Raw genomic sequence first — 20,916 nt, forward strand, 5'->3', positions numbered from 1 at the left:
CGTACCGTCCGAAGGGCCCCCGGGGGTCACCTGCCCGGGGGCCCTTCGTCGCCCTCGCGGGAGAAGGTCTGCATCAGCCACGACGAGAACGAACCCGTCACCGCGCCGAGCAGGCCGAGACCGCAGGCCATCATCCCGGTCGCGATCACCCGGCCGAGCCGGGTCACCGGGGTGATGTCGCCGTAGCCGACCGTGCTCAGGGTCGAGGCGGCCCACCACACGGCGTCGCCGAACGTCCGCATGGTGGCGCCGGGCGCTCCGCGCTCCTGCTGGTAGACCGCGAGGGCGCCGGAGAAGCCGAGCAGCAGGGTGGACAGGCTCGCGTAGGCGATCACGCGCGCGTACAGCGAGAGCCGGGGGTCCCCCTGGCGGCGCTGGATCACGTCGTAGAGCGGAACGATCCGCAGCGGGCGCAGCAGCGGCAGGAGGACCACGACGGTGTGCAGGAAGTGCGTGCTGACGAACCGCAGGAACCGCTGGTCCCCGAGCCGCCAGCGCACGAGGTAGTCCGCGGCGAACAGCGCCCAGAGCGTGAGCATCGCGGCCAGGCACAGGTTCCGCCAGAAGGGCGGGAGCCCCACGGCCAGGACCCGGGTGGCATAGGCGGCGATGAAGACCAGCGATCCCACGAAGAGCGGGATCTCGGTGCGCTGCTCCCAGCGGGCCGCGGGGCTGTCGTCGTCCACCGGCCCAGCTTGGCCGGTGACGGCCTTCTCGCCGCCCCGGCGACACGCCGCGAACGGGCGAAGCCATATGCTGCCTTGCATGACGAGTGAGCCGGAACAGCAGATCGGAGTGGGGACGCAGGACGCGTTCCAGCGCCTGTGGACGCCCCACCGGATGGCCTACATCCAGGGCGAGAACAAGCCGACCGGTCCGGGGGCCGACGACGGCTGCCCCTTCTGCTCGATCCCGGCCAAGTCCGACGAGGACGGCCTGATCGTCCGCCGCGGCGAGCACGTGTACGCGGTCCTCAACCTCTACCCGTACAACGGCGGCCATCTGATGACGGTGCCGTACCGGCACGTGGCCGACTACACGGACCTGACCCTGCCGGAGACGGCCGAGCTGGCCGAGCTGACCAAGCAGGCCATGACCGCGCTGCGCACCGCGTCCGGTGCGCACGGCTTCAACATCGGCATGAACCAGGGCACGGTGGCCGGCGCCGGCATCGCCGCCCACCTGCACCAGCACATCGTCCCGCGCTGGGGCGGCGACACGAACTTCATGCCGGTGGTCGGCCAGACGAAGGTGCTGCCGCAGCTGCTGGCGGACACCAGGAAGATGCTCGCGGAGGCCTGGCCGGCGTCGGCGTAGACCCACGGGTGCCCTCGGTCCCGAGGGCACCGCTCACGCGTCGTACAGATCGGCCTTCCTCGGCGTCGGGTCCTGCACCAGGCCGCTGAGGACGGACGAGCGGTTGCCGAACTTCTCGGTGTCCACGCCGTTCTCCCGCAGCACCCGGATCGCGGCCGAGTGCACCACCCGCAGCACCGGGGTGGCCGCGCGCAGCGCGTCGTCGGCCATGAAGCGGTGCCGCCACGGCTGGTCCGCCCAGGCGTGCCGCAGCCCGAACGGCTCCGGCAGGACGAGCGAGCCGCCGAGCCACTTGAGCATCGGCGGGTACCAGGTCAGCGGGGCCCGCGCGGTGAGCCGTACCACCTCGTCGGTGGGCACCAGGGGCAGCTTGACCGTGCGGTTCTCCCAGGGCTTGAGCGACTTGGCGACCTCCTTGGTGGGCGCCGTCGGCTTCGTGGTGAACAGCGGGTTCACCGGTCCCAGGGCGTGCCCGGTCACCTCGATGCGCAGCGTCTCGTGGAGCACCGTCACCGTGATCATCATGGTGATGACGAGCTGCCCGTCCCACAGCGTCCACTGCACGCCCAGGTAGTGCCGGTCACCGCTGCCGAACTGCTGCTTGTTGCAGATGTCCTGTATGGCGTGCTGCTTGATCTGGAACGCCTCGACGTCCGTGCCCTCGGGCCGGGACACCTCCTTCGCGTTCTCCCCGATCGGCGTGACGATCCAGTGCCGTATCGAAGGGCGGGGGAAACCGCCGGTGTTGAGCGGTCCGCGCTCCAGCATGCGGAGCTGGTCGTGGATGGCGCGTATGACGTCCCAGCTGCGGAAGGGATGGATCTCCCGGGTGGCGTCGGCGGGCTCCAGGTCCTCGGCGAGCTGCCAGGAGCCCCAGCGGGTGCCCATGCCGAGTATGCCCTTGGGCCCGGCGTAGAAGACGGAGTTGGACCGCTGCTCGGCACCGAGCCGGGCCAGGGACTGGCGCAGCTGCTCGGCCGCGGTCTCGCCCGGGGCGCGCGGCACGGCCTCGGGCACCTTGGCGCCGACGCTGCTGCCGGAGAGCAGGCCCTCCCAGCGCGCCCGCAGGTCCCGGGCGCTGCGCTCGCAGATCCGCTTGGCCCAGAACCAGCCGAGCACCGGGATCACGACACAGCCCCGCGCGTACCACCCCCAGAATCCGCCGAAGGGCATCTTCAGCAGGAAGAGCGCGGCGAGCACGCCCACCCCGGTGAGCAGGACGGTGGCGAGCGTCCCGGCGCGCTTGTCGTCGCGTCTGGCGACGAACGTGCGCAGCTGGAAGACGAGCAGCCAGCCGATGAACCCCGGCAGGAAGATCAGTCCGCACAGCACCACGACGACGGACAGCCGGCTGTCGCGCTCGCGGCGGATGTTGTTCGCCGCGAGGGCGTGCTCCACCACGACCTGGGGCTCGGCGCCGAAGGACTGGATGAGCGGCTTGCGGCCCGGGGCGAGCATGCGGTCGACCACGGCCCGCGAGAAGGCCTCGCCGAGATTGGGCTTGAGCAGGGACAGCCGGCCGGCCTTGACGGTCGACTGGTGCCATTCGTTGTCGGTCTTCTTGATGTCCTCGATCACGTTGTCCCGGTAGGCCGCCGAGGCCAGCGCGAACGTCGCCGCCTGTCCCTCGTCGCCGGAGACGGGCACCTGCGGGCCGTCCCACTCCGTACCAACCGACATTCCCGCCCCCTCGCCGCCGGTGTCGCTCCTGCGGCCTTCCCGACTTCACTGCCCCGCACACCTGTTGAACAGGCCAACCTGCCGAATCGGCATGACAACCGCACGACTTCGGCACGACGTGATCAGGTGATCAGCGTATCCGCAGCCGCCGACAGCGCGCCGGTGGACGGCCGAAGCCGCCCGCCGGCGCACGGAGCCGACCGGTGTGGGTCACGGCGTCTCGCCCGCCTGTTCGCGGATCCGCTCGGCGATCTGCGGCGGCATCGGCTCGTGCCGTGCGTAGGCGCGGTCGAAGCGGGCCGTGCCGTGGGACAGGGAACGCAGGTCGATCGCGTACCGGCCGATCTCGAACTCGGGCACCTCGGCCCGGATCAGGGTCCGCCCCGAGCCCACCTGCTCGGTGCCGAGCACCCGGCCGCGCCGGCTCGACAGGTCGCTCATCACCGGGCCCACGTAGTCGTCCGGGACCAGCACGCCCACCTCGGACACCGGTTCCAGCAGATGGATCCGCGCGCCCGCCGCGGCCTCGCGCAGCGCCAGCGCGCCCGCCGTCTGGAACGCGGCGTCGGAGGAGTCCACCGAGTGCGCCTTGCCGTCCAGCAGCGTGATCCGGACGTCGATGAGTGGATAGCCCGCCGCGACGCCCCTGGCCGCCTGCGCCCGTACGCCCTTCTCCACGGACGGGATGAACTGGCGCGGTACGGCACCGCCGACCACCTTGTCCACGAACTCGACGCCGGAGCCGCCGGGCAGCGGCTCCACCTCGATCTCGCAGATGGCGTACTGCCCGTGCCCGCCGGACTGCTTCACGTGCCGGCCGCGTCCGGCGGCCTTCACCGCGAACGTCTCCCGCAGGGAGACCTTGTGCGGGACGACGTCGACCTGGACGCCGTACCGGCTGCGCAGCCGCTCCAGGGCGACGTCCGCGTGCGCCTCGCCCAGGCACCACAGGACCACCTGGTGGGTGTCCTGGTTCTGCTCCAGACGCATCGTCGGGTCCTCGGCGACCAGGCGGGCCAGGCCCTGCGAGAGCTTGTCCTCGTCGGCCTTGCTGTGCGCCCGGATGGCGAGCGGCAGCAGCGGGTCGGGCATCCGCCAGGGCTCCATCAGGAGCGGGTCGTCCTTGCCCGAGAGGGTGTCCCCGGTCTCCGCGCGGCCGAGCTTGGCCACGGACACCAGGTCGCCCGCGACGGCGTGCGTCACCGGGCGCTGCTGCTTGCCGAACGGGGTGGACAGGGCGCCGATCTTCTCGTCGACGTCGTGGTCCTCGTGCCCGCGGTCCGCCAGCCCGTGCCCGGAGACGTGCACCGTCTCGTCGGGGCGCAGGGTGCCGGAGAAGACGCGGACCAGGGAGATGCGGCCGACGTAGGGGTCGGAGGAGGTCTTCACGACCTCGGCGACCAGCGGGCCGTCCGTGTCGCAGACCTTCAGCTCACGCGTCCTGCCGTCGATCGTGGTGACCCCGGGCATGGGGTGCTCGAACGGCGTCGGGAACCCGCCGGTGATCAGTTCCAGCAGCTCCACCGTGCCGAGGCCCTGCCGGGCTCCCTCGGCGGCGGGCGCGGCGGCCAGGACCGGGAAGAACGTGCCGCGTGCCACGGCCCGCTCCAGGTCCTGGATCAGGGTCTCGACGTCGACCCGTTCGCCGCCCAGATAGCGGTCCATGAGGGTCTCGTCCTCGCTCTCGGCGATGATCCCCTCGATCAGCCGGTCGCGGGCCGCCTCGATGTCCGGGAGCTGGTCCTCGCCGGGCTCGGACTCCTTGCGCTCGCCGGTCGAGTAGTCGAACAGCTTCTGCGACAGCAGGCCGACGAGGCCGGTCACCGGAGCGTGCCCGTCGGGGCCCTCGGGACCGCGCAGCGGCAGGTACAGCGGCAGCACGGCGTCGGGGTCGTCGGCGCCGAACGCCTCGGCGCAGACCCGGGTCGTCTCCTCGAAGTTCGCGCGCGCCGACTCCAGGTGCGTCACCACGATCGCCCGGGGCATGCCGACGGCCTGGCACTCCTCCCAGAGCATCCGGGTCGAGCCGTCCACCCCGTCCGAGGCCGAGACGACGAAGAGGGCCGCGTCCGCCGCACGCAGACCGGCCCTCAGCTCCCCGACGAAGTCGGCGTACCCGGGGGTGTCGAGGACGTTGATCTTGATGCCGTCCCATTCGACCGGGACCAGCGAGAGCTGCACCGAGCGCTGCTGCCGGTGCTCGATGTCGTCGTGGTCGGAGACGGTGCCGCCGTCCTCCACGCGGCCCGCCCGGTTCACCGCCCCCGCGGTCAGCGCGAGGGCCTCCACCAAAGTGGTCTTGCCCGATCCGGAGTGGCCGACCAGCACCACATTCCTTATGGACGCGGGGTGGTCGGCCGCCCTTGCCCTGCCGGCGGCTCCGGGATGTGTCTGTGCCTTGTCGCCCATGATCCTGCCTCCCGTGCACGGTGAGGTCACTGTGGGCGCGGACACGCGGGACCCGCGTGCTCTGGCGGCTCCGGCGACGCCCGCGGTCCTTCGAGCTTTCCACTCCCGTAACGCCGCGTCCATACGAACGGCCGCGAAGCGGCCAAGGCGGCCCGGGCGCGCCACGCCCGTCCGCGCCGGGGGTGTGCGCGGGGCGGTGGGGCGGGCTCGTGGGTGCCCGCCCGTCACGCACGCGCACGCGTGACTACGATGGGCCAGCCGGAGGCCACCAGGGCCGCGGCGACAACGACCGTCGGGAAGGCCATGCTGAACAAGTACGCGCGTGCATTCTTCACGCGTGTCCTCACGCCGTTCGCCGCGTTTCTGATCCGCCGGGGAGTCAGCCCCGACACGGTCACCCTCATCGGCACCGCCGGTGTGATGGCGGGCGCGCTGGTCTTCTATCCCCGAGGCGAGTTCTTCTGGGGCACGGTCGTGATCACGCTCTTCGTCTTCTCCGATCTGGTCGACGGCAACATGGCCCGCCAGCTCGGCCGCTCCAGCCGCTGGGGCGCCTTCCTGGACTCCACCCTGGACCGGGTCGCCGACGGCGCGATCTTCGGCGGCCTCGCGCTGTGGTACGCGGGCAACGGGAACGACAACGTCCTGTGCGCCGTCACGATCTTCTGCCTGGCCAGCGGCCAGGTGGTCTCGTACACCAAGGCGCGCGGCGAGTCGATCGGGCTGCCGGTAGCCGTCAACGGGCTCGTCGAACGCGCCGAGCGGCTGGTGATCTCGCTGGTCGCGGCCGGGTTCGCGGGACTGCACAAATTCGGTGTGCCGGGCATCCAGTGGCTGCTGCCGATCGCCCTGTGGATCGTCGCCGTGGGCAGTCTCGTGACGCTGATCCAGCGGGTCGTCACCGTCCGCCGCGAGTCCGCCGAGGCCGAGGCGGCGGCAGGGGAGAGCGCCTCCCAGGGGAGGGAGGCGGCGAAGTGAGCACCGCGGACCGGCTCACCGACGCGCTCTACGGGCTCGGCTGGAGCACCGTCAAGAACCTCCCCGAACCCGCCGCGGTCCGCCTCGGCCGGACCATCGCCGACCTCGCCTGGAAGCGGCGCGGCAAGGGCGTGCAGCGCCTGGAGGCCAACTACGCGCGCGTGGTGCCCGACGCCGGCCCGGAGCGGCTGGCCGAGCTCTCGCGCGCGGGCATGCGTTCCTACCTGCGCTACTGGATGGAGTCCTTCCGGCTCCCGGCCTGGAGCCCCGAACGCGTCCGGGGCGGCTTCGAGGCCAAGGACCTCCACCACCTGACCGACGGGCTCGCCTCCGGCCGCGGTGTGATCCTCGCCCTGCCGCACCTGGCCAACTGGGACCTGGCCGGCGCCTGGGTCACCACCGAGCTGCGGACCCCGTTCACCACGGTCGCCGAGCGGCTGAAGCCCGAGACCCTCTACGACCGCTTCGTCGCCTACCGCGAGGGCCTCGGCATGGAGGTGCTCCCGCACAGCGGCGGCTCGGCCTTCGGCACCCTGGCCCGGCGGCTGCGCGACGGCGGCCTGGTCTGCCTGGTCGCCGACCGCGACCTGTCCGCGTCCGGCACCGAGGTGGACTTCTTCGGCGACCGCGCCCGGATGCCCGCGGGACCGGCCCTGCTGGCCCAGCAGACCGGCGCGCTGCTGCTTCCCGTCACCCTCCGGTACGACGACTCCCCGGTCATGAAGGGCCGCGTATATCCCCCGATCGAGGTACCGGAGACGGGTACGCGGGCCGAGAAGACGTCCGCCATGACACAGTCGCTCGCCGACGCCTTCGCCACCGGGATCGCCGAGCACCCGGAGGACTGGCACATGCTCCAGCGTCTGTGGCTCGCCGACCTGGACCCCACGAAGGGACCCGCGTGAGAATCGGGATCGTCTGCCCGTACTCCTGGGACGTGCCAGGCGGCGTCCAGTTCCACATCCGCGACCTCGCCGAGTACTTCATCCGGCTCGGCCACGAGGTCTCCGTCCTCGCGCCCGCCGACGACGACACCCCGCTGCCGCCGTACGTCGTCTCGGCGGGCCGGGCGGTCCCGGTGCCGTACAACGGTTCGGTGGCCCGGCTGAACTTCGGTTTCCTGTCGGCCGCGCGCGTGCGCCGCTGGCTGCACGACGGCGCGTTCGACGTGGTGCACATCCACGAGCCGACGTCCCCCTCGCTCGGCCTGCTGACCTGCTGGGCCGCGCAGGGTCCCATCGTGGCCACCTTCCACACCTCCAACCCCCGCTCGCGCGCGATGATCGCCGCCTACGCGATCCTGCAGGCCGCGCTGGAGAAGATCAGCGCGCGGATCGCGGTGAGCGAGTACGCCCGCCGCACCCTGGTCGAGCACCTGGGCGGGGACGCGGTGGTCATCCCCAACGGCGTCGACGTCGACTTCTTCGCCGAGGCCGAGCCCAGGCCTCAGTGGCAGGGCGACACGATCGGCTTCATCGGCCGCATCGACGAGCCCCGCAAGGGCCTGCCGGTGCTGATGAGGGCGCTGCCGAAGATCCTGGCCGCCCGCCCGCGGACCCGGCTGCTGGTCGCGGGACGCGGCGACGAGGAGGCGGCCGTCGAGGACCTGCCCGCCGAGCTGCGCTCGCGCGTGGAGTTCCTCGGCATGATCAGCGACGAGGACAAGGCCCGCCTCCTGCGCAGCGTCGACCTGTACGTCGCGCCCAACACCGGCGGCGAGAGCTTCGGCATCATCCTGGTCGAGGCGATGTCGGCGGGTGCCCCTGTCCTCGCCTCCGACCTGGACGCCTTCGTCCAGGTCCTCGACCAGGGCAAGGCCGGCGAGGTCTTCGCCAACGAGGACGCCGACGCACTGGCCGAGGCCGCCGTGGAGCTGCTGGCGGACCCGGAGCGACGGGCCGAACTGCGGGAGCGGGGCGGCGCGCACGTCCGCCGCTTCGACTGGTCGACGGTCGGCGCCGACATCCTGTCGGTGTACGAGACCGTCACGACCGGGACGGCGGCGGTGGCCACGGACGAGCGCCCGGGCCGCCGTTCACGGTTCGGGCTGGCCCGGGACTGAACCGACGGGGCGACGGCACGGTCGCGGCGTCCCGGTAGCCTTCGCCCGTGACCGCAACCCTCATCTGGATCCTCCTCGCCCTCGTCGCCGTCGGCGTCTATCTGAGCTGGACGGCCGGGCGGCTGGACCGGCTGCACGTGCGTATGGACGCCGCGCGGGCCGCGCTGGACGCCCAGCTGCTGCGGAGGGCCTCCGTGACCCAGGAACTGGCCACCTCGGGCGTCCTGGACCCCGCCGCCTCGATCGTGCTCTACGAGGCCGCGCACGCCGCCCGGCAGGCGGAGGAGGACCAGCGGGAGGTCGCGGAGAGCGAGCTGAGCCAGGCCCTGCGCGCGGTGTTCGAGGACCCGCGGCAGGTCGAGGTCGTCCGGGATGCCCCGGGCGGCGACGAGGCGGCCCGTGAGCTGGCCGAGGCGGTACGCCGGGTCCCCATGGCCCGCCGCTTCCACAACGACGCCGTGGGGGCCGCCCGCAGGCTCCGCGAGCACCGCAAGGTGCGCTGGTTCCGGCTGGCCGGCCACGCCCCCTTCCCGCTGGCCTTCGAGATGGACGACGAGCCGCCCGCGGCCCTGGTGGAACGCGCCGCCTGAAGAGGGTGCCGCGACCCGTCGCCGGACAAAAGGATCCACCGGGTCGTCATTGGCCCTTGCAGTGGACTGGTCGCCTCGCGTTTCCTCATCGGTGCAGTCACCCGTCTCCACTTCAGTGAGGTCACCCGTGTCCACCACCGACAACCAGGCTCCCGAGACCGGCACCGCCCGTGTGAAGCGCGGCATGGCCGAGCAGCTCAAGGGCGGCGTGATCATGGACGTCGTCACGCCGGAGCAGGCGAAGATCGCTGAGGACGCGGGCGCCGTCGCCGTCATGGCCCTGGAGCGGGTCCCGGCCGACATCCGCAAGGACGGCGGCGTGGCCCGCATGTCCGACCCGGACATGATCGAGGGCATCATCGAAGCCGTCTCGATCCCGGTCATGGCCAAGTCCCGCATCGGCCACTTCGTCGAGGCCCAGGTCCTGCAGTCCCTCGGCGTCGACTACATCGACGAGTCCGAGGTGCTCACCCCGGCCGATGAGGTCAACCACTCCGACAAGTGGTCCTTCACCACCCCCTTCGTCTGTGGTGCCACCAACCTGGGCGAGGCCCTGCGCCGCATCGCCGAGGGCGCCGCGATGATCCGCTCCAAGGGCGAGGCCGGCACCGGCAACGTCGTCGAGGCCGTCCGCCACCTGCGCCAGATCAAGAACGAGATCGCCCGCCTGCGCGGCTTCGACAACCACGAGCTGTACGCCGCCGCCAAGGAGCTGCGCGCCCCCTACGAGCTGGTCAAGGAGGTCGCCGAGCTGGGCAAGCTCCCGGTGGTCCTCTTCTCCGCCGGTGGCGTGGCCACCCCGGCCGACGCCGCGCTGATGCGCCAGCTCGGCGCCGAGGGCGTCTTCGTCGGCTCCGGCATCTTCAAGTCCGGCGACCCGGCCAAGCGCGCCGCCGCCATCGTGAAGGCCACCACCTTCTACGACGACCCGAAGATCATCGCGGACGCGTCCCGCAACCTCGGCGAGGCCATGGTCGGCATCAACTGCGACACCCTGCCCGAGACCGAGCGCTACGCCAACCGCGGCTGGTAAGGCGACGCAGCACATGAACACCCCCGTCATAGGCGTCCTGGCACTCCAGGGCGACGTACGGGAGCACCTCATCGCCCTGGCCGCGGCAGACGTCGTGGCCAGGCCGGTGCGGCGCCCCGAGGAACTCGCCGAGGTCGACGGTCTCGTGCTGCCCGGCGGCGAGTCCACCACCATCTCCAAGCTGGCCGTCCTCTTCGGAGTGATGGAACCCCTCCGCGCGCGCGTGCGCGACGGCATGCCCGTCTACGGCACCTGCGCCGGCATGATCATGCTCGCCGACAAGATCCTCGACCCGCGCTCGGGCCAGGAGACCATCGGCGGCATCGACATGATCGTGCGCCGCAACGCCTTCGGGCGGCAGAACGAGTCCTTCGAGGCCGCGGTCGACGTCCGGGGCATCGAGGGCGATCCTGTGGAGGGCGTCTTCATCCGCGCTCCCTGGGTGGAGTCCGTGGGCGCCCGGGCCGAAGTGCTCGCCGAGCACGAGGGACACATCGTCGCGGTCCGCCAGGGCAACGTGCTCGCCACGTCGTTCCACCCGGAACTGACCGGCGACCACCGCGTGCACTCGCTTTTCGTCGACATGGTGCGCGCCAACGGGACACCCGAGTCCTTGTAGGATCTCTGGAGTTCGTTGCAGAGATGGGTTACGCGAAGGAGACAGGCAGATGTCCGGCCACTCTAAATGGGCTACGACGAAGCACAAGAAGGCCGTGATCGACGCCAAGCGCGGCAAGCTCTTCGCGAAGCTGATCAAGAACATCGAGGTCGCGGCGCGCATGGGCGGCGTCGACCTCGAGGGCAATCCGACTCTCTACGACGCCGTCCAGAAGGCCAAGAAGCAGTCGGTCCCCAACAAGAACATCGACTCCGCGATCAAGCGTGGCGGCGGTCTCGAGGCCGGTGGCGCCGACTACGAGACGATCATGTACGAGGGTTACGGTCCGAACGGTGTCGCGGTGCTCATCGAGTGCCTCACCGACAACCGCAACCGCGCCGCCTCCGACGTGCGCGTCGCCATGACCCGCAACGGCGGAAACATGGCCGACCCGGGCTCGGTGTCGTACATGTTCAGCCGCAAGGGCGTCGTCATCGTCCCCAAGGGCGAGCTGACCGAGGACGACGTCCTCGGCGCCGTCCTGGAGGCGGGCGCCGAGGAGGTCAACGACCTCGGCGAGACCTTCGAGGTCATCAGCGAGGCCACCGACCTGGTCGCGGTCCGCACCGCCCTCCAGGAGGCCGGGATCGACTACGACTCCGCCGACTCCAGCTTCGTGCCGTCCGTCCAGGTCGAACTGGACGAGGAGGGCGCCAAGAAGATCTTCAAGCTGATCGACGCGCTCGAGGACAGCGACGACGTGCAGAACGTCTTCGCCAACTTCGACGTCAGCGACGAGATCATGGAGAAGGTCGACGCGTAGCGCTGCCGCGTGCTGAGCGGTTCGGCGGGCCGGTGGAACACGTCCACCGGCCCGCCGCCGTTGTCAGAGGCAGCGGCTAGCCTGGCGGCATCCGTGGATCACCGAGGCATCTGCGGATCACCACAGAGGGAGGGCGCGGTGCGCGTACTGGGGGTGGACCCCGGCCTGACCCGGTGCGGTGTCGGTGTCGTGGAGGGAGTCGCGGGGCGCCCACTCACCATGATCGGTGTCGGTGTCGTACGGACGCCCTCGGACGCCGAGCTGGGGCACCGTCTGGTCGCCGTCGAGCGGGGCATCGAGGCCTGGCTGGACGAGCACCGGCCCGAATTCGTCGCCGTGGAGCGGGTGTTCAGCCAGCACAACGTGCGTACGGTGATGGGCACCGCCCAGGCCAGCGCGGTCGCCATGCTGTGCGCCGCCCGCCGCGGCATCCCGGTCGCCCTGCACACCCCCAGCGAGGTCAAGGCCGCGGTCACCGGCAGCGGACGCGCCGACAAGGCGCAGGTCGGTGCCATGGTCACCCGGCTGCTCCGGCTCTCCGCGCCGCCCAGGCCGGCCGACGCCGCCGACGCCCTCGCCCTCGCCATCTGTCACATCTGGCGCGCGCCCGCGCAGAACCGACTCCAGCAGGCCGTGGCTCTGCACTCGGCCCACGCAACGAAAGGCCGTACGGCATGATCGCCTTCCTCAGCGGCACGGTCGCCGCACTCGCCCCCGACGCGGCGGTGATCGAGGTGGGCGGCGTCGGCATGTCCGTCCAGTGCACGCCGAACACCCTCTCCACGCTCCGCCAGGGCCGGCCCGCCAAGCTGCACACCTCCCTGGTCGTCCGTGAGGACTCCCTGACGCTGTACGGCTTCGCCGACGACGACGAGCGCCAGGTCTTCGAGCTGCTCCAGACCGCCAGTGGCGTCGGACCGCGGCTCGCTCAGGCCATGCTCGCGGTGCACACGCCGGACGCGCTGCGCCGGGCCGTCGCCACCGCCGACGAGAAAGCCCTCACCGCCGTGCCCGGCATCGGCAAGAAGGGCGCCCAGAAACTCCTGCTGGAGCTGAAGGACCGCCTCGGCGCGCCGGTCGGCGCCCCCGTCGTGGGCGCGCCCGTCACCCAGGGCTGGCGCGACCAGCTGCACGCGGCCCTCATCGGCCTCGGGTACGCCACCCGCGAGGCCGACGAGGCCGTCGCCGCCGTCACTCCCCAGGCCGAGGCCGCGGGCGGCACCCCGCAGGTGGGTCAGCTGCTGAAGGCGGCGCTGCAGACCCTGAACCGCGCCCGCTGACCGACCACACCACCCCGAGGCACACCACATGAACTGGGACGACACGACCGACTCCGCCGCCCCCGAGCGGCTGGTGGGCTCCGCCGCCGACGGCGAGGACCAGGCCGTCGAGGCGGCCCTGCGCCCCAAGGACCTCGACGAGTTCATCGGCCAGGAGAAGGTCCGCGAACAGCTCGACCTCGTCCTGCGCGCCGCACGCGCGCGCGGCGCCACCGCCGACCACGTGCTGCTCTCCGGCGCCCCCGGCCTCGGCAAGACCACCCTGTCGATGATCATCGCGGCCGAGATGGGCGCCCCCATCCGCATCACCTCCGGCCCCGCCATCCAGCACGCCGGCGACCTCGCCGCGATCCTCTCCTCGCTCCAGGAGGGCGAGGTCCTCTTCCTCGACGAGATCCACCGCATGTCCCGGCCCGCCGAGGAGATGCTGTACATGGCCATGGAGGACTTCCGCGTCGACGTCATCGTCGGCAAGGGCCCCGGAGCCACCGCCATCCCCCTGGAGCTGCCCCCGTTCACCCTGGTCGGCGCCACCACGCGGGCGGGCCTGCTGCCGCCCCCGCTGCGCGACCGCTTCGGTTTCACCGCGCACATGGAGTTCTACGAGCCGCACGAACTGGAGCGCGTGGTGCACCGCTCGGCGAGCCTGCTCGACGTCGGGATCGAGCCGGACGGCGCCGCCGAGATCGCCGGCCGTTCCCGTGGCACGCCCCGCATCGCCAACCGCCTGCTGCGCCGTGTCCGGGACTACGCGCAGGTCAAGGCGGACGGAGTGATCACCCGCGAGATCGCGGCGGCCGCCCTCGCCGTCTACGAAGTGGACGCGCGCGGCCTCGACCGCCTCGACCGCGCCGTCCTGGAGGCGCTGCTGAAGCTGTTCGGCGGCGGTCCGGTCGGCCTGTCCACGCTCGCCGTCGCGGTGGGGGAGGAGCGCGAGACGGTGGAGGAGGTCGCCGAGCCCTTCCTGGTCAGGGAGGGTCTGCTGGCCCGCACTCCGCGCGGCCGGGTCGGCACCCCGGCCGCCTGGGCGCACCTCGGTCTGACCCCGCCCCGCACGGCCACCGGGGGAAACGGACAACAGGACCTGTTCGGGGCGTGACGGCGAGGGCATTGGCGGGGGCAGGAACCCAGGTGCCATGCTGAGCGTTGTTCCATGCGCGCGGACTCGCTTAGACTCCGCCGATGCCGCCCTTGCGGGCGGCGCCGACCCACCCCCATCCAACAGGCCGCTCTCACCGCGCGGTCGCGCGAAGGAAACCCCGTCCCGTGAATACCTTGACCCTTCTCCCGTTCATTGTGCTCATCGCGGCCATGTTCCTGATGACGCGCTCGGCCAAGAAGAAGCAGCAGCAGGCCGCGAACATGCGCAATGAGATGCAGCCCGGCTCCGGCGTCCGCACGATCGGGGGCATGTACGCGACGGTCAAGGAGGTCAGCGAGGACACGGTCCTCCTCGACGCCGGGCCGGGCGTCGACCTCCTCTTCGCCAAGAACGCGATCGGCGCCGTCCTCACCGACGACGAGTACAACCGGATCGTCCACGGCATCGAGCACGACCTCAAGGCCGACGCCGACGTCGTCCCGGACGACGCCTCCTCCCTCACGGAGACCGGCGAGACCGACGAGCCCGCCGCTGCCGCCGCCTCCGGCGACAAGGCCGTCGACTTCGGCAAGAAGGACGTCGCCGAGGACGGGACCGGCGCCGCCGAGGCCAAGACGGACGAAGAGCCGAAGAAGACCGACGGCGACTCCGAGGCGAAGTAGTCACGCCCCGGGGTGCGCGGCGCGGCCGGGCCGCGCCCCGCGCACCCCGGGCGCTTCTGTTCGCCGCACGGAGCCCGACACCATGTCATGGCTGACCGCGCCGACCTGGCGCGGGGCGGCCCGAGAGGGAGTACGAGAAGGTGGCAGCACCTAAGAGGGGCCGGAGCGCGAGCGCCCAGAGCAAGCCAGGGCGCTCGCTGGCCCTCATTTTGATCGCCATCGTGGCGCTCACCGGAGGAATGTTCCTCTCCGGGCACACGACACCGCGCCTCGGCATCGACCTCGCCGGTGGTACGAGCATCACGCTCAAGGCGAAGGCCGACCAGGGGTCCGCGATCAACCAGGCCAACATGGACACCGCGGTCGACATCATGAACCGCCGTGTCAACGGCCTGGGCGTCTCCGAGGCGGAGGTGCAGACCCAGGGGCGCGATCACATCATCGTGAACATCCCCAAGGGCACCAACTCCAAGGAGGCCCAGCAGCAGGTCGGCACCACCGCCAAGCTGTACTTCCGCCCGGTGCTCGCCAGCGAGCCCAGCGGCGCCACCCCGGCGAGCCCCTCGCCGAGCGCTTCCTCCAGCGGAGGTGCCTCGCCGAGCCCGTCGGGCTCCAGCAAGGAGAAGGCGTCCTCGTCCTCCTCCGCCTCCCCGACGGCCTCCGCCACCTCGCAGGGCCGCGCTGTCACCGACGCGCTGAAGGCCGACGCCTCGCCGTCCGGCTCGTCCTCCCCGAGCGCCTCGTCCGGCGCCAAGACCTCCGCCAGCCCGTCCGCCTCGGCCTCGGGCAACACCGACACCGCCAGGCTGCAGGCCCAGTACACGGCCCTGAACTGCGCCAAGCCCGCCGAGCGTGCCAAGGCCGGCACCGACGCCAAGCCCGGTGAGCCCACCGTGGCCTGCGGCCAGCGGGACAAGACCTGGTACAAGTACCTGCTCGGCCCGGCCGCCGTGGACGGCACCGAGGTGAAGAAGGCCCAGGCGATCTTCGACACCCAGGGCGGCTCCGGCTGGCAGGTCCAGATGACCTTCACCAAGACCGGTTCGAGCAAGTTCGCGAACATCACCGGCGAACTGGCCAAGAACCAGAGCCCGCAGAACGAGTTCGGCATCGTCCTCGACGGCGAGGTCGTCTCCAGCCCGTACGTCCAGAACGCCATCACCGGCGGCCAGGCGGAGATCTCCGGCAGCTTCACGCAGGACGAGGCGCAGAGCCTCGCCAACATGCTGTCCTACGGCGCGCTCCCGCTCTCGTTCAGCGAGGACACCGTCACCACGGTCACCGCCGCGCTCGGCGGTGAGCAGCTGCGCGCCGGTCTGATCGCCGGCGCGATCGGCCTCGCCCTGGTCGTGATCTACCTGATCGCCTACTACCGCGGTCTGTCGCTCGTGGCCATGGCATCCCTGCTGGTCTCCGCCATCCTCACCTACGTGATCATGGCCCTGCTCGGCCCGGCCATCGGCTTCGCGCTGAACCTGCCGGCCGTCTGCGGTGCCATCGTCGCCATCGGCATCACAGCGGACTCGTTCATCGTGTACTTCGAACGCATCCGGGACGAGATCCGCGAGGGCCGCTCGCTGCGACCCGCCGTCGAGCGTGCCTGGCCGCGCGCCCGGCGCACCATCCTGGTCTCCGACTTCGTGTCGTTCCTCGCCGCCGCCGTGCTGTTCATCGTGACCGTCGGCAAGGTGCAGGGCTTCGCGTTCACGCTCGGCCTGACCACCGTGCTCGACGTGGTCGTCGTCTTCGTGTTCACGAAGCCGCTGATGACCCTGCTCGCCCGCCGCAAGTTCTTCGCGGACGGTCACAAGTGGTCCGGCCTCGACCCGAAGAGCCTGGGTGCCAAGCCGCCGCTGCGCCGCACCCGCCGTCCCGCCGGTCCCGCCGCCGGCCCTGTCGACCCGAAGGAGGCGTGAGCGATGTCGAAACTCGGCAACCTCGGCGCTCGACTGCACCGCGGCGAGATCAGCTACGACTTCATCGGCAAGCGCAAGATCTGGTACGGCGTCTCCATCCTGATCACCATCACGGCCATCGTCGGCCTGGCGGTGCGCGGCCTGAACATGGGCATCGAGTTCCAGGGCGGCGCGGTCTTCACGACGCCGACGAAGATGAGCACGTCGGTGGCGCAGGCCGAGGAGTTCGCGACGAAGGCCTCCGGCCACGAGGCCGTCGTGCAGAAGCTCGGCAACGGCAGCCTGCGCATCCAGATCGCCGGCATCGACACCGACAAGTCCGGCCAGATCAGGCAGACGCTGGCCAAGGACCTCAACCTCGACCCGGAGAAGCTCAACGCCGACCTGGTCGGCCCGAGCTGGGGCGAGCAGATCGCCAGCAAGGCCTGGCAGGGCCTGGCGATCTTCATGGTGCTCGTCGTCATCTACCTGGCGATCGCCTTCGAGTGGCGCATGGCCGTCGCGGCCCTCATCGCGCTGATCCACGACATCACCATCACGACCGGCATCTACGCCCTGGTCGGCTTCGAGGTCACGCCCGGCACGGTCATCGGTCTGCTGACGATCCTCGGTTACTCGCTCTACGACACGGTCGTCGTCTTCGACAGCCTCAAGGAGCAGACGAAGGACATCACGAAGCAGACCCGCTTCACCTACAGCGACATCGCCAACCAGTCGATCAACGGCACGCTGGTGCGCTCCATCAACACCACCGTGGTCGCCCTGCTCCCGGTGGCGGGTCTGCTGTTCATCGGCGGCGGCTTCCTCGGGGCCGGCACCCTGAACGACATCTCGCTGTCGCTGTTCGTCGGTCTCGCGGCCGGCGCCTACTCCTCGATCTTCATCGCCACCCCGCTCGTCGCCGACCTCAAGGAGCGCGAGCCGGCGATGAGGGCGCTCCGCAAGCGCGTTATGGCCAAGCGCGCGCAGGCCGCCGCCGGCGAGGACGCCGTGGCGGCCCGGCCCGGCGAGGGCGACGAGCACGAGGAGACGGCACACGCCGTGGTGGGTCCCCGCAACCAGCCCGCCTCCCGCAACCGGGGCCGCGGCCGACCCTCCGGGAAGCGCCGATGACCGAGCTCGCCGACATCACGTCGCTGCTGCTCAGCCGCATCCGGGACGTGGCCGACTACCCCGAGCCGGGCGTGGTGTTCAAGGACATCACCCCGCTGCTCGCGGACCCGGCGGCGTTCTCCGCGCTGACCGACGCCCTGGCCCGGATCGCCGCCGAGACCGGCGCGACCAAGGTCGTCGGCCTGGAGGCCCGTGGCTTCATCCTGGGCGCGCCGGTCGCGGTCCGTGCGGGCCTCGGCTTCATCCCGGTCCGCAAGGCGGGCAAGCTGCCGGGCGCGACGCTGCGCCAGGCGTACGACCTGGAGTACGGCTCGGCGGAGATCGAGGTGCACGCGGAGGACCTGGTGTCCGGCGACCGTGTACTGATCGTCGACGACGTGCTGGCCACCGGCGGCACCGCCGAGGCCGCGATCCAGCTCATCCAGCGGGCGGGCGCCGAGGTCTCGGGGCTCGCGGTCCTCATGGAGCTGGGCTTCCTGAGCGGCCGGGACCGCCTGGAGCCGGCGCTCGGCGGGGCACCGCTGAGCGCTCTGCTGCGGATCTGACACCTCTCTGCAGGCCACGGCCGTCCTCGGTACCCCCGGGGGCGGCCGTTCGCCGTGCGGTCACCCGCCGCACGCCCCGGATCCCGCTCCACGTCACCACCGCGGAATCTTGGGGGAGTCCCTCGCGTTTCACGGGTAGACGGTCCTGACAACCGCCTGCGGGCGATGACAAGGCACAGGATCGCTACCATGGGGTTTCCGGAGCCTGACCGGGGGACCCGGATCGCGCACGAGGAGTCCTCTTGCCAGACGAGGCCCAGCCACTGACCGCCGCCAAGCCCGAGCCCGCCTCGGCGCCCGCGGCCAAGCCCGCGCGGAACGTGTCGTCCGCCAAGAACGACACCCGCGGGGCGGTCGAGCACGCCCAGTCCGCGCCCGTCGAGAAGACGCCCGAGGTCACCCGCCCCAAACCGGCCCCGCCCGTGCGCCCCGCCGCCGGCCAGCCCGCACGCACCGGCTCCTCCAACCGCGTCCGGGCTCGCCTCGCCCGCCTCGGCGTCCAGCGCGCGAACCCGTACAACCCGGTCCTGGAGCCGCTCCTGCGGATAGTGCGCAGCAACGACCCCAAGATCGAGAACGCCACGCTGCGCCAGATCGAGCGCGCATACCAGGTCGCCGAGCGCTGGCACCGGGGGCAGAAGCGCAAGAGCGGCGATCCGTACATCACGCATCCGCTCGCCGTCACCACCATCCTCGCCGAGCTGGGCATGGACCCGGCCACCCTCATGGCCGGGCTGCTGCACGACACCGTCGAGGACACCGAGTACGGCCTGGAGGACCTGCGCCGCGACTTCGGCGACGTGGTCGCCCTGCTCGTCGACGGCGTGACCAAGCTGGACAAGGTCAAGTTCGGCGAGGCCGCGCAGGCCGAGACCGTGCGCAAGATGGTCGTGGCGATGGCGAAGGACCCGCGCGTCCTGGTCATCAAGCTCGCCGACCGCCTGCACAACATGCGCACCATGCGCTACCTCAAGCGCGAGAAGCAGGAGAAGAAGGCGCGCGAGACGCTGGAGATCTACGCCCCGCTGGCGCACCGGCTGGGCATGAACACCATCAAGTGGGAGCTGGAGGACCTCGCCTTCGCGATCCTCTACCCCAAGATGTACGACGAGATCGTGCGGCTGGTCGCCGAGCGCGCGCCCAAGCGCGACGAGTACCTCGCCATAGTGACCGACGAGGTCCAGTCCGATCTGCGCGCCGCCCGCATCAAGGCGACCGTCACCGGCCGCCCCAAGCACTACTACAGCGTCTACCAGAAGATGATCGTCCGCGGCCGCGACTTCGCGGAGATCTACGACCTGGTGGGGATCCGTGTACTCGTCGACACGGTCCGGGACTGCTACGCGGCCCTGGGCACCGTGCACGCGCGATGGAACCCGGTGCCCGGCCGGTTCAAGGACTACATCGCGATGCCGAAGTTCAACATGTACCAGTCGCTGCACACGACGGTCATCGGGCCCAACGGCAAGCCGGTCGAGCTGCAGATCCGCACCTTCGACATGCACCGGCGCGCCGAGTACGGCATCGCCGCGCACTGGAAGTACAAGCAGGAGGCCGTCGCCGGCGCCTCCAAGGTCCGCACGGACGTGCCCAAGGCCTCCGGCAAGGACAAGGACGCCATCAACGACATGGCGTGGCTGCGGCAGTTGCTGGACTGGCAGAAGGAGACCGAGGACCCCGGCGAGTTCCTGGAGTCCCTGCGCTTCGACCTCTCCCGCAACGAGGTCTTCGTCTTCACGCCGAAGGGCGACGTCATCGCGCTCCCGGCCGGTGCGACACCGGTGGACTTCGCGTACGCCGTCCACACCGAGGTCGGCCACCGCACCATAGGAGCACGGGTCAACGGCAGGCTCGTACCGCTCGAGTCCACCCTGGACAACGGCGACCTGGTGGAGGTCTTCACCTCCAAGGCGGCCGGTGCCGGCCCGTCCCGCGACTGGCTCGGGTTCGTCAAGTCGCCGCGCGCCCGCAACAAGATCCGGGCCTGGTTCTCCAAGGAGCGCCGCGACGAGGCGATCGAGCAGGGCAAGGACGCCATCGTGCGGGCCATGCGCAAGCAGAACCTGCCCATCCAGCGCATCCTCACCGGCGACTCGCTCGTCACGCTCGCGCACGAGATGCGCTACTCGGACATCTCCGCGCTCTACGCGGCGATCGGCGAGGGCCATGTCTCCGCGCAGAACATCGTCCAGAAGCTGGTGCAGGCCCTCGGCGGCGAGGAAGCCGCCACCGAGGAGATCGACGAGACGGTCCCGCCGGCCCGCGGTCGCGGCCGCAAGCGGCGCTCCAGCGCCGACCCGGGTGTCGTCGTCAAGGGCGTCGACGACGTGTGGGTCAAGCTGGCCCGCTGCTGCACGCCGGTACCCGGCGACCCGATCATCGGCTTCGTCACGCGCGGCAGCGGTGTATCCGTTCACCGCAGCGACTGCGTGAACGTCGATTCACTGTCCCGCGAGCCGGAGCGCATCCTCGACGTCGAGTGGGCGCCCACACAGTCATCGGTCTTCCTGGTCGCCATCCAGGTCGAGGCGCTGGACCGCTCCCGGCTGCTGTCGGACGTCACCCGGGTACTGTCCGACCAGCATGTCAACATCCTGTCCGCCGCCGTGCAGACGTCCCGCGACCGGGTGGCCACCTCCCGCTTCACCTTCGAGATGGGCGACCCCAAGCACCTCGGTCACGTCCTCAAGGCCGTACGGGGCGTGGAGGGCGTCTACGACGTCTACCGCGTGACCTCGGCGCGCAGCCGGGCGTAGCAGGACATACGAGAGGGCCCCATACAGCCGTATGGGGCCCTCTCGTACGCGC

General features: G+C 71.1%; 19 protein-coding genes. 16 read left to right on the top strand and 3 right to left on the bottom strand.

Annotated features, from left to right (window positions below; translation table 11 throughout):
* Window positions 1-26 precede the first annotated feature (26 nt).
* On the bottom strand, window positions 27-686 hold the full coding sequence (locus ACZ6B1_RS21635; RefSeq protein WP_468780654.1) for a potassium channel family protein: 660 nt from the start codon (window positions 684-686) through the stop codon (window positions 27-29).
* A gap of 67 nt (window positions 687-753) precedes the next feature.
* Here ACZ6B1_RS21635 and ACZ6B1_RS21640 point away from each other — a divergent pair, with 67 nt between their 5' ends.
* The gene (locus tag ACZ6B1_RS21640) at window positions 754-1,317 is read left to right on the top strand and encodes an HIT family protein (RefSeq protein ID WP_451204157.1); all 564 of its coding nucleotides are present in this window, start codon (window positions 754-756) and stop codon (window positions 1,315-1,317) included.
* A 33-nt stretch (window positions 1,318-1,350) separates the two neighbouring features.
* Here ACZ6B1_RS21640 and ACZ6B1_RS21645 read toward each other — a convergent pair whose 3' ends face one another.
* Window positions 1,351-2,997, bottom strand: a complete 1,647-nt coding sequence (locus ACZ6B1_RS21645) for a hypothetical protein (RefSeq protein WP_468780656.1) — start codon at window positions 2,995-2,997, stop codon at window positions 1,351-1,353.
* 210 nt (window positions 2,998-3,207) lie between these two features.
* A complete protein-coding gene (locus ACZ6B1_RS21650) occupies window positions 3,208-5,406 on the bottom strand; it encodes an elongation factor G-like protein EF-G2 (RefSeq protein ID WP_468780658.1) in 2,199 nt (732 codons plus the stop codon).
* 249 nt (window positions 5,407-5,655) lie between these two features.
* On the opposite strand from ACZ6B1_RS21650, the gene pgsA reads away from it, so the two are divergent.
* The 15 genes from pgsA (at window position 5,656) to ACZ6B1_RS21725 (ending at window position 20,864) form a co-directional block, all read left to right on the top strand.
* Window positions 5,656-6,384, top strand: a complete 729-nt coding sequence (gene pgsA, locus ACZ6B1_RS21655; RefSeq protein ID WP_468780893.1) for a phosphatidylinositol phosphate synthase — start codon at window positions 5,656-5,658, stop codon at window positions 6,382-6,384.
* A complete protein-coding gene (locus ACZ6B1_RS21660; RefSeq protein WP_468780659.1) occupies window positions 6,381-7,289 on the top strand; it encodes a phosphatidylinositol mannoside acyltransferase in 909 nt (302 codons plus the stop codon). Before pgsA ends, ACZ6B1_RS21660 begins: the two co-directional genes overlap by 4 nt.
* Window positions 7,286-8,446: a glycosyltransferase family 4 protein gene (locus tag ACZ6B1_RS21665; protein WP_468780661.1), complete on the top strand. Its 1,161-nt coding sequence runs from the start codon at window positions 7,286-7,288 to the stop codon at window positions 8,444-8,446. The genes ACZ6B1_RS21660 and ACZ6B1_RS21665 overlap by 4 nt, the downstream gene beginning before the upstream one ends.
* A 47-nt stretch (window positions 8,447-8,493) precedes the next feature.
* The gene (locus ACZ6B1_RS21670) at window positions 8,494-9,036 is read left to right on the top strand and encodes a LemA family protein (RefSeq protein WP_250401251.1); all 543 of its coding nucleotides are present in this window, start codon (window positions 8,494-8,496) and stop codon (window positions 9,034-9,036) included.
* Between the two features lie 127 nt (window positions 9,037-9,163).
* Complete coding sequence (pdxS, locus tag ACZ6B1_RS21675; RefSeq protein ID WP_451791554.1) at window positions 9,164-10,069, top strand: pyridoxal 5'-phosphate synthase lyase subunit PdxS; 906 nt, start codon at window positions 9,164-9,166, stop codon at window positions 10,067-10,069.
* A gap of 13 nt (window positions 10,070-10,082) precedes the next feature.
* Window positions 10,083-10,688, top strand: a complete 606-nt coding sequence (pdxT, locus tag ACZ6B1_RS21680; RefSeq protein ID WP_468780664.1) for a pyridoxal 5'-phosphate synthase glutaminase subunit PdxT — start codon at window positions 10,083-10,085, stop codon at window positions 10,686-10,688.
* A 49-nt stretch (window positions 10,689-10,737) separates the two neighbouring features.
* Window positions 10,738-11,490 carry a YebC/PmpR family DNA-binding transcriptional regulator gene (locus tag ACZ6B1_RS21685; protein ID WP_468780666.1) on the top strand — a complete coding sequence of 251 codons (753 nt, stop codon included), beginning with the start codon at window positions 10,738-10,740 and terminating at the stop codon, window positions 11,488-11,490.
* A 138-nt stretch (window positions 11,491-11,628) separates the two neighbouring features.
* A complete protein-coding gene (gene ruvC, locus ACZ6B1_RS21690; protein WP_468780667.1) occupies window positions 11,629-12,168 on the top strand; it encodes a crossover junction endodeoxyribonuclease RuvC in 540 nt (179 codons plus the stop codon).
* Complete coding sequence (gene ruvA, locus ACZ6B1_RS21695; protein ID WP_468780669.1) at window positions 12,165-12,770, top strand: Holliday junction branch migration protein RuvA; 606 nt, start codon at window positions 12,165-12,167, stop codon at window positions 12,768-12,770. The genes ruvC and ruvA overlap by 4 nt, the downstream gene beginning before the upstream one ends.
* A 28-nt stretch (window positions 12,771-12,798) precedes the next feature.
* Window positions 12,799-13,869 carry a Holliday junction branch migration DNA helicase RuvB gene (gene ruvB, locus ACZ6B1_RS21700; RefSeq protein WP_401135638.1) on the top strand — a complete coding sequence of 357 codons (1,071 nt, stop codon included), beginning with the start codon at window positions 12,799-12,801 and terminating at the stop codon, window positions 13,867-13,869.
* 167 nt (window positions 13,870-14,036) lie between these two features.
* Entirely contained in the window at window positions 14,037-14,534 is a 498-nt protein-coding gene (gene yajC / locus ACZ6B1_RS21705; protein WP_468780672.1) for a preprotein translocase subunit YajC, read from the top strand.
* Between the two features lie 140 nt (window positions 14,535-14,674).
* A complete protein-coding gene (secD, locus tag ACZ6B1_RS21710) occupies window positions 14,675-16,450 on the top strand; it encodes a protein translocase subunit SecD (protein WP_468780674.1) in 1,776 nt (591 codons plus the stop codon).
* A gap of 3 nt (window positions 16,451-16,453) precedes the next feature.
* A complete protein-coding gene (secF, locus tag ACZ6B1_RS21715; RefSeq protein WP_468780676.1) occupies window positions 16,454-17,563 on the top strand; it encodes a protein translocase subunit SecF in 1,110 nt (369 codons plus the stop codon).
* Window positions 17,560-18,108 carry an adenine phosphoribosyltransferase gene (locus tag ACZ6B1_RS21720; RefSeq protein WP_468780678.1) on the top strand — a complete coding sequence of 183 codons (549 nt, stop codon included), beginning with the start codon at window positions 17,560-17,562 and terminating at the stop codon, window positions 18,106-18,108. The genes secF and ACZ6B1_RS21720 overlap by 4 nt, the downstream gene beginning before the upstream one ends.
* Window positions 18,109-18,350: 242 nt before the next feature.
* Window positions 18,351-20,864 (top strand): RelA/SpoT family protein, encoded by a 2,514-nt coding sequence (locus tag ACZ6B1_RS21725; protein ID WP_468780680.1) that lies wholly within the window; start codon window positions 18,351-18,353, stop codon window positions 20,862-20,864.
* Window positions 20,865-20,916 lie beyond the last annotated feature (52 nt).

The sequence above is a fragment of the Streptomyces sp. NPDC041129 genome, assembly GCF_055592265.1.